The sequence below is a fragment of the Cohnella sp. genome (assembly GCF_041640265.1).
GTDB lineage: Bacteria > Bacillota > Bacilli > Paenibacillales > Paenibacillaceae > Cohnella.
The window spans coordinates 36,925-52,124 of sequence record NZ_JBEQAP010000028.1; the positions used below are offsets into that span (position 1 = coordinate 36,925).

Consider the following 15,200-nt stretch of genomic DNA (forward strand, 5'->3'; position numbering starts at 1 on the left):
TTATGGGGAATGTCCACAATTGGGTTGTTCCCCATGAGATTTTATGCACATTGAGGAGGCACAATGAAAAAGAGGCGGCTGTGGGGCGTATTGCTCATTTTGGTTGTTGTGTTGATCGGGGCTTGGATAACGAAGGCTGCAATAAAGCAAGGGCATGATCAGCCGATCGCTTTTGTTAATCAAGAAGCCATCTCGCAGAAGGAGTTCGCGTTTTTTCTGGATCAGCAAAAGGCTTCGGTGCATGACTATTTTAAACAGATATTTGGCGCAGGGGACTCCCCCACCTTCTGGAGTGATTCATTCGGAGGCGAAGTTCCTATGAATAAAGCGAAGCAGCAAGCCATGGATCAGCTTGTTAAAGTGAAGGTTCAGCAAATCGAAGCCAAGAAGTACGGTATTCTCGATGATGCTTCTTACGATGCGTTTCTTTCCGGCTTGACAAAGGAAAATGAGCGCCGCAGCGCAGCTATTGCCAAGGGTGAAATCATTTACGGACCGACCCAATACACGGAACACATGTATTATGGATATGTACTGAGCAATTTAGCCATAAAACTTAAAAATACGTTAGCTGAAAAAAGTTGGAAGATTACAGAGAGTGAGTTGCAAAGCTACTACGATCAAATCAAGAATAAATATTTCAGAAATCCGGAGCCGATGACGATTCAAAGGCTGGGCATATTATTTGCGGATGATCAAGGAAATATCGATGAAGGCGAAAAGAAAACCGCATTATCAAGGCTTCAGCAACTCGTGGCTGAATTGGAAAGCGGCAAAACGTTGAATGAAGAAATCGCACGATTGAAACAGGAAACATATCTCCGAATTGATACTGACGAGCAAGAGTTAGGGAAATTTGACCGCGCGGATTACCAAGCTAACGGACCAATCAGACGGACAGCCGATATGCTTGAAAAGGAGCAGACAAGCGAAATTTTCGAATTTCACGGCGGTTTTTATATTATAAAGCTCCTAGAGAGGGAAGATCATGGATTAAAGGATTTCGAATCTGTCAAGGACGATGTGACGGAGAAATATATAGATAAAAAATATGACGAGACGGTAAATGAGTGGGTACGGGAAGCTGAGGTAAAGATCGATCAAAAGGTATATGACAGCTTCAAAATTCAATGAGCTTTTTGCTGAGACAAGATAAATGGGAGTGAGGGTTACACATGTTAAGAGCATGGGCATTGCGGGAATCCCGTGGTGGACTACTGATATAGGGGATTCAATGGAGAGAATACGGACGATCCTTCTTTCCGCGAATGCTTTATCCGTTGGTTTCAGTATGGCGCATTCTGCCCGGTATTCCGCTTGCATGGCGATCGGCAGCTTACTCAAAAGCCTATCGGTACGACAGGCGGGGGCCTATGTGCCAGCGGGTCGGATAACGAAGTATGGAGTTACGGGCAAGAAGCGTATACGATCGCAAAGAAATATCTTCAAATGCGGGAACGCCTCAAGCCGTATATCACTCGTCTCATGAAGGAGGCACATGTAAAAGGCACCCCGCCAATGCGTCCGTCGTTCTATGATCTCCATCAGGATCCCACAGCTAGGGAGGTTGATGATCAATATATGTTCGGACCCGATATCCTCGTTCGTTGCACCGGTATTGAAAGAAGGAGCGAGAAGCCGAAGCGTCTATTTTACAACCGGTAGCAGGTGGTTGATCCTTATACGGAACAAGTCCTCGATTGAGGGCAGCATGTGGTTGTTGATTCGCCATTGGAAACCATACCTTTGTATCTGCGCGAAGTATCGGATGTTCCGTTGAGTCTGAAGCAGGACGAATTGTTGGGGGGATGAGCATGCAGAAAAAACGCATGTCGGCCATACATTTGCGCGATCCGTTTGTGCTTGCCGACACCAATGAGAAAAAATATTTTTTGTACGGGACCCTTGGTTACGACATTTTCCGGACTATGCATGCTAGCCATTCAAGCTCCAAATGATTCGCCAAACGAACGACCTATGCTATTCCAAGTGATGGTGGAAGGCAACAATCTTACCATTGGATAAGTTTACTGAAGCATGTGATGAAATAATCTTTACAGTTTAGCTGTGGAGGTCACAACATGAAAATGGAAAATTTGCGCGATCAATTATATCAATTAGCTTTATTACATCGATATAATCTCCTTCATCCTGATGTCATACGTAAGAGTCAAGAGCTAGATCTTCTGATAAATGAAATGACTTATGTAAAGCCGAAGGGTCCTCGTGATGAAATTGAGTAAGCGAATTCGAATCGGCACGACTATTGCGATTGGAATTCCAACTGATTATTGCACCAATTTATGAATGAATCCATCTTAAGGCGAATACGCAGAGAACTCCCTCACCTCGTCATTGCCGCGAATATGCATCGTGCGATTCTGCCTGGACAAAGTCAGATAAAGGCCGCGTTGCGCAAAGAGGATTCCGAGCAAAGGCTCCGTTTTCGATCGTGAACACGTTCCTAGACCGCATGTGTCTGTCAGGGATATTTGTGAGTTGCAGGATGAGCAATGGCGAATCGTTGACGAAGGTATGCGCTGCTATCAACGGATTGCCCCGCTTATAAAAGACGGGATCAGCTTTTGGTTAGGAACCAACAATAGAGAGCTACCGCCATCCGCTGGATGGGCAATGTATACTTTGAATGAATAGAAAAGGCACCGAAGGAGTTGCCTTCCTCCATACCTTCGGCGGTGAATTGCCGGAGCAACTGGAAATACAGCTTCCCGCTCCATACAACTTTCAAAATAGCGGATATGTATTCCGACGATTCGACTGCTTTCTGTATCAAACGTGAATTCTCTCATAATGCGAAAAAAAGCCGGCTACCGTAATCAAGGTAACCGGCTTCGTTCGTACCAAATGATAGTTATGGCTTAAGTTCAATCGCCAGGCAGTTGACGTACGGCGTCGGCTGCCGGTCCGGCAGCGAAACAATCAGAGCTCCGTAAGGCTGTTCGAACGGAACTTCTCCCACGCCAAGCAGTCGCACGGATTCTACTTGGTCTGCCGGTGTCAATGTGCGTATGACGGCACGTTGATCTTTCGGCCAACGCATCTGGAATGCGTACAGTGTATTTCCCTTTTGGGTGAAACGGAAGTCGCCGGAGTTCCAATCTACCCTGTCTTCCTTGAAATGATCAATGACGACGCTGGAATAGCCTTCGCCCGATATTCGGAACGGCCTGGTGCCGTACACGCCTTCCCCGCAAATCCGGATCCATTTGGCCATTTCCTGCAGGATATAAGTGCACTCGTCATCGATCGTGCCGTCCGGCTTCTGCGGAATATTGAGGAGCAGGTTGCCGTTCTTGGCAATGATGTCGACCAAAATTTCAATGACGTGCCCCGGTTTCTTGTATTCGTTTTTCACATGGTAGAACCAATCCCCTACACACGTATCGGTCTGCCACGGGTCAGGCTTGATGTCCGGCTCCTGGCTGCGCTCAATGTCGAGGATGCCGATACGGTAAACGTCTGGCCTGCGGTCTTTCTGGTTATAAACTGCGCGATTAACCCCGCCGTTGGCCGCAGCGCTCGTATTGTACAAGTGAGCTGCCGCATTCAGCCCGGCAGCGAATAACGGGTCATCCAAGGAGGCGTCCCGTCTATCCCAGGCACTAGCGAACGGAAGCCCTCCATCGGAGTACAGCAGATCCGGCTGGTACAAATCGATGACTTCCTTGATGATGTCGAACCAGCGCTGATTCCACCAAGGATTGGCTGAATACCATGGCGTCGGTGCGAATAGCGGTTGGTCCGGATCATAATGCTCGCGGTTCGGCAAATACAAATCCTCGTACTCGGGATCGTTTCCGTCATAAGGGATGCCCGCGTAAAGGCCTTCCTTATCCTGTCCTTTATTAAATTGAAACCAGCTGAACGTCGCTCCCAGATGCTCGGTCAGACCGAAAGGCAGTCCCCGGCGGGAAGCTGCGGCTTTCCACATCGCAACGATATCCTTCTTCGGTCCCATATTGACCGAATTCCAACGGTGGATTTTCGAATCATAGTTGAAGAAATTGTCGTGGTGCATAGCCTGTGCAACGAAATACTTGGCGCCGGCAGCCACGTACAAGTCCATCAGCGATTCAGGATCGAATTTTTCCGCTTTCCACTGCTGAACGATATCTTTGTAGCCGAATTTCGACGGATGCCCGTAATGGCGAATATGGTACCTGTATTGGTCGGAACCTTCGCTATACATGTTCCGGGCGTACCAGTCCCCGTACATCGGAACAGATTGAGCGCCCCAATGCGACCATATGCCGAGCTTGGCGTCCCGGAACCATTCCGGGCACTCGAATTTCCTGAGCGATTCAAATGTGGGTTCGAAAGAACCCTTGGCGATTTGCGCCTTAACCATGCGGATTAAGCCTCCTATTTTTTGCTGCAGCCTTATCTTAGCAATATTGTGTTCTACTCTTGAATATAGAATCCTAACTTCCTCTTGTATAAAATTATCTATTTATTCAGATCACGATACCTCTCTGGAGTTATGGTTTCAAGCTTCCTAAAAGTGGTTACAAAATGACTAGCATCCAAAAAGCCCACCGAAGAGGCGATTGCCTTGACGGTGAGGCCTTTTTCGTTTATAAGGAACTCTTTGGCTTTCTGAATGCGCAAGTGTATGAGGAATTGGTAAGGACTCATCCCTGTTGTTAATCTGAATAGGTAGTTCAATTGTTGTGAACTGACACTAGTATATGCTGCCATATGGACCAATCCAAGAGTTGGATTTGAATAATTCTCATCAAGAAAACGAAAAAGAGGCATTAATCGGACATGATGTTGGGAAAGGGAACGTTGATTATCGACCTGTCCATGTTTTTTCAGATCAATCAGAAAGCGATAGACAAACGCAGAACCATCCATTCCGTTAAAATCGAGGTTCCGTCCTGCCAACGTTCGACTCCTATTATGCAGAGTAGTTAGAGGGGATTTTAGTTCCCAACGAATAACAGTGGAAGTTGCCAAACCGAGAGAGGAAACGATGAAAGGCGCGTGTTTTCCATTGAAGGTTATATACCAAGTTGACCAAGGCTGCGAAATAGCAACATAACGGTGGGGAACGTTGGGGTGTAACAAAACCCCTTGATTTGGCGATAAGGTTAAGGATTTGCCGGAGCATTCAAATAATCCTTCTCCGCTCGTTGTCTGCAGCCAATGATAACAGTGATAACCTTCCGGTCTTATAAATTCTTCCTGCCATTCATTCCAACCCATCGTTTCGATGTAAATGGGCAGAGTACGGTCCAAGGCTGTGACCATCATCTGTTTCATGTAATGCCGCATCGAATCACAACTTTCATTTTTTTATATGACTCAAGAAGTATACAAGAATTCCTGGTGGTGAGCCATCACCTATTATTCATGTAAAATGATGAACAATAGGAGGATGGGCTAGCTATATGTCTGATTTCATTCAAAATTAATGTGGCAGAAATTGGAGTTCTATTATTAAACACAATGTCGAAGGATTTTTCTATCCCTCATTTTGCTGATCTTCCTATCCTTAATAACGTCCGATGCCTTCCGTTCCACTCATGCGTGTCTATATTATGCTATTAAGCGGCTTGATACTCAAGGATGATTTTCATTCCTTGAAATATAATCAATATGAACATTATCAAAATGAGGGCGGGGAAAAAGTGAAGTGATGCCGGGAATTTTGTAAGCGATTTTATGAATCTATTGAAAGCAGTTTGGACTGCTTTCAATAGATTGGACACAAAGAACCAAGAGAATTACGATTCGTTTCCCATTTTAGAACTCTTAAATACTTGAAGGAGGTGACTGAGGCAGGAAACCAATAATTGCTTGGTTTAGAAGTGATGTATCAACGTGCAGGTAAGGCTATGACTATTAGCAATTAAATTAGGAGGTATCTTATGAAAGCGAAAAAATTATTAACTCAAATCGCATGTATTGCAGTAGTATTTGCTTCAGTAATCTCACCAGCGGCAGCTTCTACAAGTTACGGCGCACCAGCAGGGTGGAGAGACATTCCGGACTATCATATATTCACAGATACATACTACGGGTGGTCCGGAAGTAGTGGCGAATTGGAAACTATAAACGGTCAATTGCCTGTTGACACTCAAGAAATGTATGAAAATTTACCTTCGTTGAGATTTAATGTTACACAACCGAATATGGCGTGGATGGTGGCCATACTTGTAATGGCAGGATGGGCCAGTCATGATGTATCCGCCTATGTTCCAAACGGATTCCTGGAATTTAATGTAAAAGGGGAAGTTGGCGGAGAACAGTTTAAAATCGGTGCAGTTGATCATGTGTCCAGGCGAGAACCGGATGAGATAACTATTACAGTACCAGTAGCGGATTACACTACAGTTACCACCGAGTGGCAACATGTAAAGATACCCTTAAAGGATATTTTAGACCCATCGCTCGGTATAGAAGCATACAATGCAAAGGCCATCATTCTGGACAGAGTAAACAATGAACCGTTTAATGTTTTGTTAAACCAAATCAAATTTACTACTACTGATATAGAACAAGGATATGAGGCTATTAAACTAAATCAGGTAGGTTACCTGAATTCTGCTGAGAAATATGCCTATGTTTCCGGATTTGAGGATGAACTCCAAGCTACAGTGGGCACTGAGTTTCAGGTAAAGAGAGTTTCTGATAATTCAGTTGCTTATACTGGGCAATTGGTCCTCGTTAAGGATTATGACATTGATTCCGGAGAACGGGTTCTAAAAGCCGTATTTACGGATCTTGAAGAATCCGGTGATTATTACATTACAGTTAATGCAGACGGTATAGAAGACTCCTTCAAATTTAAGATAGGAGATGACGTTTTTAAGCCTCTATTGTCTGATGCGGCAAGATATTTTTATTATCAACGTTCAGGAACTGCACTTGAGCCGCAGTATGCTCCGGATTTCCCAAGGGCAGATATAACACCTATGGATACGGCTGCTCCCTTTGAATCCAATTCTGCGATTACAAGAGAAGTATCGAAAGGATGGTTTGATGCCGGCGATAAAGGAAAGTTTTTAAGTAACGGAGCATGGACGGCAATGACTCTATTATGGTCATCTGAGTTGTTCCCGGAGTCATATTCTGATAATCAGTTTAATATTCCAGAAAGCGGAAACGGTGTTCCTGATATCCTTGATGAAGCTAGATGGGAACTTGAATGGATTCTAAAAATGCAAGATTCTGTTAGCGGTGGTTTTTACGCAAAAGTCGAGTCAATGAATAATGATGATAATAATAGAGCTATAAGGGATAAAAGAGACGATGTTACAAATGTGAGGCCGACAAATGATACTGCATGGGCAGCAAATATTTTAGCTCATGCTTCAATGGCTTATGCTCAATATGATCCAGTGTTTGCTGATACATGTTTAAATGCTGCTATAAGTGCATGGATGTATCTCGAGCAGAATCCCGATAATATTAAAGGGCCAGACGGAACTTATGCGACTGACTCCGATAAGGACTCGAGGCTTGTGGCCGCTGCATCTTTGTATAGGGCTACCGGCGGTGCACAGTATAACGATTACTTTGTGAATAACTATGCACAAAGTCAGACTTCATTTGATAATCCGGAAGGAGATTGGGTCGGTATCTGGCATTACGCTTTCTTCCATTATATGAAATCTGAAAACCTCGACATGGATACTGTAAACTGGTATAAAGATAATTTTACGATTTGGCTAAACAAAGAAATCAATAGATATCAAAGCAATGCTTGGAATAACACAATCTTTGAAGGTAATTATTACTGGGGCAGTAACAACATGATGCTCGGTACGGTTAACGAAGCTCTGATTGGTTCCAAGCTTCTTGGAATGAATAACGAAACCATTAACAATATGGCTCTTTCTGCATTAAACTATATGCTAGGAGCTAATGCAATGAGTAAGAGCTTTGTAACAGGATATGGCGACAATGCCATAAAAACCGTATTCGGTACTTTTAACAATGACCCAAGACCGGGGGTACCAAAGGGGTGGATCCCGTTAGGTGCTAATAAGTATAACGGTGGAGGCTCGTCAAATTTCCCTGCCAAAGATTTTCTGGATAGCGATAGCGAATGGACCACAAATGAGCACTCTATTGGTTCTAATGCAAGTCTAGTGTTTATCTCCGCATTTGCTAACAGTTATCATTTCAATGATCAGACAACACCTGTTACAACAGCAACCGTAACTCCTGCAGCACCAACCGGAAGCAATGGCTGGTATACATCGGATGTGACAGTCAGCTTAACTGCCAACGATGATTTGTCGGGCGTAGCCAAGACGGAGTATAGTCTGGATGGCGGGACTACATGGCAAACCTACACGGTGCCGGTCACGTTGAGTCAAGATGGTCAATATACAGTGAGCTACCGTTCGACAGACAACGTCGGGAATGTTGAAGCTGCTAAAACCATCAGCTTCAACCTGGATTCGACAGCGCCGGAAATTACGGTAACAGGTGTGGAATCCGGTACGTACAATGATTCATTGGATGTTACGCCAGTCATCACGCTGGACGATAGCTTGTCCGGAATTGACGCCAGCAAGACGACGGTCACGTTGGATGGGAATGGTGTGGAGCAAGGAGCAACGATACCACTCTATACACTGCCGCTCGGTTCTCATACCTTTATCGTAACTGCAAGTGACCTAGCAGGAAATACGAGCAGCCAAGAGATCGTATTCCAGACGACTACCAGCATCCAATCCATGCAGGCCTTGGTGACACTCTTTACGAATGCCGGATGGATTGATAACTCAGGTATCGCAAATAGCTTGCAAAGCAAATTGGCTTCGAATGCTCTGGCTGACTTGGTGAGTCATGTGACGGCACAAAGAGGTAAGCATATTTCGGTTGAAGCTGCTGATTACCTGATCCGGGATGCGGAATACTTGTTGTCCTTAACGACAGGTCAATAACAGATTTGAGCATAATAAAGGCTCAACCAGTGGATAATCACTGCAGTTGAGCCTTTATTATTCATAGCGCAAAATATTTGATAACCTGCTGTGGCCAATGGTGCGATATTCTCGCGCCTGCGGGAGCGGAGCCGATCATGGTACAATGATGATTTCTTCGCCGGCGAAACGGCTGTAACGGTTCACAAGCTGGGACAAGGCCAAGTGCTCTACCTAGGAACCGTCGCCGAAGAGAACTTCTATTTGGACTTGTTCCGCGAGATTGCCAATAGGATTGGCTTGATCCGCTTTGACGGACTGCCCGAAGGAGTGTAAATTTCAGTGCGGAGGAAGGGAACGGCGCGTTATCTATTCATAATGAATCTCAGCCGCAAACGGCAAACCGTAACGCTCGAAGGCGAATATGCTAGCCTGCTGGGAGAGGACCGGGTTGGAACGGTTTTGGCCATGGAGCCATATGGGATCGAGATTGTGGAGCTTACAGAGTAAAGGCAACCCGACGCATCCCTGAATAATCGGAGGTGAAGAGAGCTTGAATGGGAAGTAATATATTTTAACTGATGGAGTGGAACGCTATGGTTGAATACAGGATGGCAAGACCGAATGAACGCGATGAATGCATTGATTTAGCGAACTACGCTTTCCGCTTGGATTTTGAAACCCTGATGCCGAAAGTATATGGAAAGAACATCGATTCTCCAGCTATGCATAGGGTAGCTGTGGATGAAGAAGGAAGGCTGCGCGCGCAGGTGGCAATTTTGCCGTTATCTATGAAGGTGTGTGACTGTTCCCTTCAGATCGGATATTTGGGCACCGTGTCGGTGCATCCCCGGGCACGCGGCGAAGGGCATATGAAGGTGCTCATGAACATGTGGCTGGAGGAATTGCGCAAATCGTATGATATGGTCGTACTATATGGCCAGCGTCAGAGATATGAGTATTCTGGCTTCACTCTTGGCGGTGTTAAGTTCAAGTACATTGTGGGGGATGCCAACGTACGCCATGCCTTGAAACATGTGGACGAGAAAGGGCTGTCCTTCTGTCCGTTGTTCGAGGCCAAAGGGGCAGGAGACTTTGCATATAGGATTAACATGGATCGGCTTGCATACGTGCATCGTGACGCGCAGCATTTACCCCTTATATTGAACAGTCTTCATCAGAATGCGCTGGGCGTGATGGAAAAGGGCAGGTTGATCGGGTATCTGATTGCAAACCAAGCAGGTGATGATATATCCGAAATCTCGATGGAAAATACGGAAGATATATTGCGAACGATCAAGGCTTATCTGGCACACATCGGCTCGGAGCAGATTGTTATTTACGCCCCAGAATATGATGCTTCGCTGAATGCCAGCCTTGGCAGTTTTGCTGAGGATTTCATTATAGAGACATCTGATATGTACAATATTTTTGACTTTGCCAATGTGCTGAAGGCGTATCTGACGCTTAAGCATAAGACTACCGGACTTGTACTGGGACAATTCTCCGCAGTAATGGATGGGCAGCCAGTCACTGCGCACGTGGACGCGAGTGGAGTGACTATTGAGCGGTCGGCTAAGTCTTGTGCAGTTGTCCTTAGCAAGGAGGAGGCACAGACGCTTCTGCTCACGCAACACGGTCGGTATATGGCCGTTCCCGCACCTGCCGGCTGGTTCCCATTACCCATATTCTGGTACAAGGTTGATAAGTTCTGACGGCATACTAACAGTTGGAATAACTGGTCAGGGTCCAATTCCCCGCTTGCTGCGGGGACAAATTCATTGGGCTTGGGTTGGCTTAATCCAAAATTGAAAATCAAATTCTCTTTCTTTTAATTGATATTGATCTAATAAGAATGGTCCGCAGCTTGCTGAACCCATGCCGGATTGTTTGTAATCGATGCACACAACAGAGTATCCACTCTTTTCCAGCTCGTAATGATGTTTCTTTGTAGAAAGCTCTTCTTGCGTGTATTCAGACGCATTAAATGAAAATGGTTTTTCTGCTTCAAGTGTGACCAGGGTATCGCTGGAGTTGATTTTCACATATTCGCAGCCGTAATGGGAGGAATTCTCTTGCGGCTTGATGTAATCCTCATGCATTTCGGAAATAGGTTGTGAGAACACACCCATATAGGAAGCTTGATGCTTATCAATGTAGCTTTCATGGGGTCCATATCCGTAATACTCTACCTGGTCAAACTCTTTGCTCATAAACATTCTCACACCAAAGCGCGGCAAGTAAGGACGTTTATCTGCAACTTGAACTGTATATTTCATTTTAATTTCACCGCTATTGAAAATGGCGGCTTCTGTCTGCAGATGAAAGGTGTTGTGGTATGAATGACCTCCAAGAGCAATCCTTGAGCTTATCAAGATGTGTGTATCCGCATGCTCAGCCGAAATACTGTAAACCTTTGTCGTAAGGCTCCCAAAGCTAAACATATTCCATTTATGTTTTATCCATTCGTTATCAGTTGGAGCTCTATAAGCATTATATTCCATTGGTTTTTCAATTAAGGCTTTATTATTGAAATTCAACTGATCAAAAAGCGCAATCGATTTATTAAATCGATATTCGAAGTCTTTACCGGAAATATAAATGTATTTCTTGTCTTCCGAATAAACAACAGGCACATCCACTTGAGCAGGCTCGATGATTTTTGGTTCTTGGCAAATGAAGATTTGATCGAAACCCATTTCATAGCCTTTGTCCGCCCATAAGGTATCATGCTTTTGTGTAAAGATAAAACGCACATAAACACTTGTACCTGTTAACTCTGCAAGCTTTGTGACGGTAATGATTTTTGAAGATTTAGCCGGCACCTGAATATCCAATTTCTCTTGAAAAATCACTTTTCCAAGGTCTGTAACCTGGGCGGTACATTCAAGCTTATCAGACAAATCGGAGAAATCATACGTATTGATGAACTCAAATTCCCCTTTTGAGGTATCAACCGGCTTGATTCGAACAGGACGATAAACATTCTTTGCTTCTTTTAATCCTGTATGAGGAGTGCGGTCGGGATAAACTAATCCATCGATGCAGAAGTTACTGTCATGACGCGGTTCATTAAAATCCCCGCCATAGGCATACTTGGCTTTGCCGTTGCTGTCTATCCCGATTTCTATCCCGTGGTCGCACCATTCCCAAATAAAGCCGCCGCTAAATCTGTCATTTGAATAAATGACTTTCCAGTAATCCTCTAAATCCCCGGGTCCATTCCCCATGGCATGACTGTACTCGCATAATACTAATGGACGCTTTTCATTTTCCTTCTTCAGAAAATCATTTTGCATCCACTCGGATGATGTATACATAGTAGAAACGACATCCAAAGTTGCTTCACTGTCATCAGCTTTCTCTGAGCCTTCTAATTCGTGCATGCTTTGATAATGGACTAATCTTGTTGGATCGAATTCTTTAATGTATTTAGCGGCTTTTTCCATGTTTTTGCTGTAACCGGCTTCATTGCCCAGAGACCATATCAGAACACAAGGGCGATTAAAATCTCTGGTAATCATGAGGTCAATTCGATCTAAGATGGCTTTTTCATAGTCGTCTCGAACGACAAGCAAAGCAATCCCGGAATAGTCTCCATTGTTATCTTGTGTATGTGCTGCCTCTACAGAGCCGTGAGCTTCAAGATCCGCCTCGTCAATGACGTAGAAACCATGTTCATCGCATAACTGAAGAAATATGGGGCTGTTGGGATAGTGTGATGTTCGAATGCTATTGATGTTATGCTTTTTCATTAAATAGAGGTCAACGAGCATTTGCTCCCTGTTAATAACGGCGCCCGTTACAGGGTCGCTGTCATGACGGTTAACTCCTTTGAATTTAATCGCCGCACCATTCAATAGGATGACTCCGTTTTCAACTATAATCTCCCGCAGGCCAACCTTTTCGCCAATGATTTCTTGATCCGTATGCAACGTAATACGGTACAAATAGGGATTTTCCGCATTCCACAAGCTGGGATGATCAATGCGGAAAACGTGAGTTGTTTCTCCGGGTTTAAGGCTATTCTCACTAAGGAAATCACCGCTTTGATCGTATAGCTTTATTGTAACGTCAGTATTTGCGGTTATTTCGACAGAAATATCCGCTTTCGAGTAAGAATCATGGAGTTTGGAAATAACGTGAAACCCTTCGATTTTATTCTGCGGTCTTGAGAGGATATACACATCTCTGAAGATGCCTGACATGCGCCATTTGTCCTGATCCTCCAGATAGGTCCCGTCACACCATTTGAGCACAGCAACTGTAATTGTATTCGTACCGCTGACAAGGTATTTGGTAATATTAAATTCGCTTGTCATGTGGGAAACTTGACTGTATCCGACAAATTGGTTGTTGATATACAGATAAAAGCAGCTGTCAACACCCTCAAAGTTTAAAAACCGCTCGAATCCAACGGATAAATCCATTGTAAATTCCCGGTTGTAAATACCTGTTGGATTCTGATCAGGCACATAGGGCGGATCATAAGGAATAGGGTAATGAATGTTTGTATATTGAGGTACATCATATCCATGCAGCTGCCAATTGGATGGAACAGGTATTTCTTTACCGTCTTCCATCTCAAGGAAGTTTTCTTCCAAGTCATGAAAGCTTTCATAGTACCTGAAGTTCCATTGTCCGTTAAGCATAAAGATATGGTTGGACGTTTCCCTTGGCGCGAATGCATCTTGTTCCGGAGAAAAAGGTATAAAATAGTTGCGATTTTTTTCCGTATTTATATGCGGCTGCTGAGGGTCTTCATGAAAAATTGGATTCGGAATCAAATTCAAACCTCCTGATATAAACGGATTGATTTCGCTGCCAGCCCTCTAGTTATGCGTGCTGCGGTAAACTTCGAAGGCTGAAAGGGTGGGACACCATCGTGATTGTTCAATCGTCAGGCGAATTGATCTTGCCATTACTTCCGGGAACCGGCAGATGCGTTTGTACCCAATAATCGTGTATTCACAGAGAAGTACCCACGAGCCTTCCTGTTGGTATTCGATGCGAAGCTTTTCAATTCGTTGACCGGATTGAATATGCTCTTGCAGTACAATCGTGTCGAAGGTATGCTCGGAATTCAGTTCAATGTCAATCGCGGCATGCTCCGTACCTTCTTTGGGACACCAGAACGTATGTTGATTTCCGTCAAATATCCGACTGACATTGTGGGTCTCGTTCAACGTTTCTGTTGCCGTAGCATGAGCGTCTGATGTGAGATTGCACCCAAAGGTGGATCTGAGAACCTGTCCGAGCTCGGACAGTCGCTTGACATCGTTCTCATGAATGAGTCCACGGGTATCAGGGGGAAGGTTCAGCAGAAACGTCGAATTCCCGCCTACAGATTTATAGTATACATCCAAGAGTTCTTCCAAGCTTTTGACTTTGTCATCCTCAGAGGTATGGTAGAACCACCCTGGTCGAATGGAGGTGTTCACCTCTGCCGGATACCAAATCAGTTTATTGGCACCTCGAACAGCCTCTCTGCTGCCCAAATTCTGGTCGCGGGTGTTTACTCGCTTGGCAAACTCCCCGTCGTCAGCATGCTGGGATTGTTCTTGAATCTTCTCACAATCCTGGAGCTCTGCCGGAACGACACTCCACTCGGATTCGCGGCAGTGGCCTGCCTCATTACCGCACCAACGGACATCCGGACCACATACGGATATTACCGCGCCGGGCTGTAATTCACGAATGACCTCGTAATATCCATCCCAATCGTAGATTTGCTTTAACCCATTGGGTCCCTCGCCGCACGCCCCATCAAACCAAACACAAAAGATGTCCCCATAGTCGGTCAACAGCTCACGCAATTGCGCTTTGAAATAGTCGTTGTATTCAGAAGTGCCGTAACGCCCATCATGACGATCCCATGGGGACAAATACACACCAAATTGGAGTCCGCCTTTGCGGCACGCATCCACTACTTCTTTCACCATGTCGCCGTTCCCGTTACGCCAAGGGCTGTTTTTCACCGAATGCTCCGTGTAGGCGCTGGGCCATAGGCAGAATCCGTCATGGTGCTTGCAGGTCAGGATCAGGCCGTTCATTCCCGCTGATTTGCAAGCTTCCACCCATTGAACCGCATCAAACGCTGTGGGATTAAAAAGACCCGGGTCTTCATCGCCGCCTCCCCATTCCTGATTCGTAAAGGTGTTGATGCCGAAATGAATAAATGCATAGAACTCCAATTCTTGCCATGCCAGTTGTCGTGCTGATGGCACAACTTGTGCCGCGTTTCGGATAAATTCATTCATCTGTGGTAACAAGATAATCACCGCCATATAAGAAAAG

At 45.0% G+C, this 15,200-nt stretch carries 13 protein-coding genes; 8 read left to right on the plus strand and 5 right to left on the minus strand.

The window, feature by feature from the left end; genetic code table 11:
- The first annotated feature begins 63 nt into the window (after nt 1-63).
- From ACESLK_RS18680 to ACESLK_RS18695, 4 genes are all read left to right on the plus strand, one after another.
- Nucleotides 64-1,134, plus strand: coding sequence for a peptidyl-prolyl cis-trans isomerase (locus ACESLK_RS18680; protein WP_373231215.1), 1,071 nt, complete (start codon nt 64-66; stop codon nt 1,132-1,134).
- Nucleotides 1,135-1,275: 141 nt separating this feature from the next.
- The gene (locus tag ACESLK_RS18685; RefSeq protein WP_373231243.1) at nt 1,276-1,665 is read left to right on the plus strand and encodes a TIM-barrel domain-containing protein; all 390 of its coding nucleotides are present in this window, start codon (nt 1,276-1,278) and stop codon (nt 1,663-1,665) included.
- 149 nt (nt 1,666-1,814) lie between these two features.
- Nucleotides 1,815-1,958, plus strand: coding sequence for a hypothetical protein (locus ACESLK_RS18690; RefSeq protein WP_373231216.1), 144 nt, complete (start codon nt 1,815-1,817; stop codon nt 1,956-1,958).
- Nucleotides 1,959-2,081: 123 nt separating this feature from the next.
- Nucleotides 2,082-2,243, plus strand: coding sequence for an aspartyl-phosphate phosphatase Spo0E family protein (locus ACESLK_RS18695; RefSeq protein WP_373231217.1), 162 nt, complete (start codon nt 2,082-2,084; stop codon nt 2,241-2,243).
- A 335-nt stretch (nt 2,244-2,578) separates the two neighbouring features.
- Here ACESLK_RS18695 and ACESLK_RS18700 read toward each other — a convergent pair whose 3' ends face one another.
- The 3 genes from ACESLK_RS18700 to ACESLK_RS18710 form a co-directional block, all read right to left on the minus strand.
- Complete coding sequence (locus ACESLK_RS18700; protein ID WP_373231218.1) at nt 2,579-2,749, minus strand: hypothetical protein; 171 nt, start codon at nt 2,747-2,749, stop codon at nt 2,579-2,581.
- 123 nt (nt 2,750-2,872) lie between these two features.
- On the minus strand, nt 2,873-4,369 hold the full coding sequence (locus ACESLK_RS18705) for an alpha-L-fucosidase (protein ID WP_373231219.1): 1,497 nt from the start codon (nt 4,367-4,369) through the stop codon (nt 2,873-2,875).
- Between the two features lie 98 nt (nt 4,370-4,467).
- Entirely contained in the window at nt 4,468-5,286 is an 819-nt protein-coding gene (locus ACESLK_RS18710; RefSeq protein WP_373231220.1) for an AraC family transcriptional regulator, read from the minus strand.
- A gap of 608 nt (nt 5,287-5,894) precedes the next feature.
- Here ACESLK_RS18710 and ACESLK_RS18715 point away from each other — a divergent pair.
- The 4 genes from ACESLK_RS18715 (at nt 5,895) to ACESLK_RS18730 (ending at nt 10,618) form a co-directional block, all read left to right on the plus strand.
- Entirely contained in the window at nt 5,895-8,924 is a 3,030-nt protein-coding gene (locus ACESLK_RS18715; protein WP_373231221.1) for a glycoside hydrolase family 9 protein, read from the plus strand.
- Nucleotides 8,925-9,014: 90 nt separating this feature from the next.
- Nucleotides 9,015-9,239: a beta-galactosidase trimerization domain-containing protein gene (locus tag ACESLK_RS18720; protein WP_373231222.1), complete on the plus strand. Its 225-nt coding sequence runs from the start codon at nt 9,015-9,017 to the stop codon at nt 9,237-9,239.
- A 6-nt stretch (nt 9,240-9,245) separates the two neighbouring features.
- Nucleotides 9,246-9,413, plus strand: coding sequence for a Beta-galactosidase C-terminal domain (locus ACESLK_RS18725; protein ID WP_373231223.1), 168 nt, complete (start codon nt 9,246-9,248; stop codon nt 9,411-9,413).
- Nucleotides 9,414-9,499: 86 nt separating this feature from the next.
- On the plus strand, nt 9,500-10,618 hold the full coding sequence (locus ACESLK_RS18730) for a GNAT family N-acetyltransferase (RefSeq protein WP_373231224.1): 1,119 nt from the start codon (nt 9,500-9,502) through the stop codon (nt 10,616-10,618).
- A gap of 63 nt (nt 10,619-10,681) precedes the next feature.
- Here ACESLK_RS18730 and ACESLK_RS18735 read toward each other — a convergent pair whose 3' ends face one another.
- Together ACESLK_RS18735 and ACESLK_RS18740 are read right to left on the minus strand one after the other, a co-directional pair.
- Nucleotides 10,682-13,690: a glycoside hydrolase family 2 TIM barrel-domain containing protein gene (locus ACESLK_RS18735; RefSeq protein WP_373231225.1), complete on the minus strand. Its 3,009-nt coding sequence runs from the start codon at nt 13,688-13,690 to the stop codon at nt 10,682-10,684.
- A 45-nt stretch (nt 13,691-13,735) separates the two neighbouring features.
- Nucleotides 13,736-15,163 carry an alpha-L-fucosidase gene (locus ACESLK_RS18740; protein ID WP_373231244.1) on the minus strand — a complete coding sequence of 476 codons (1,428 nt, stop codon included), beginning with the start codon at nt 15,161-15,163 and terminating at the stop codon, nt 13,736-13,738.
- Between the last annotated feature and the right edge of the window lie 37 nt (nt 15,164-15,200).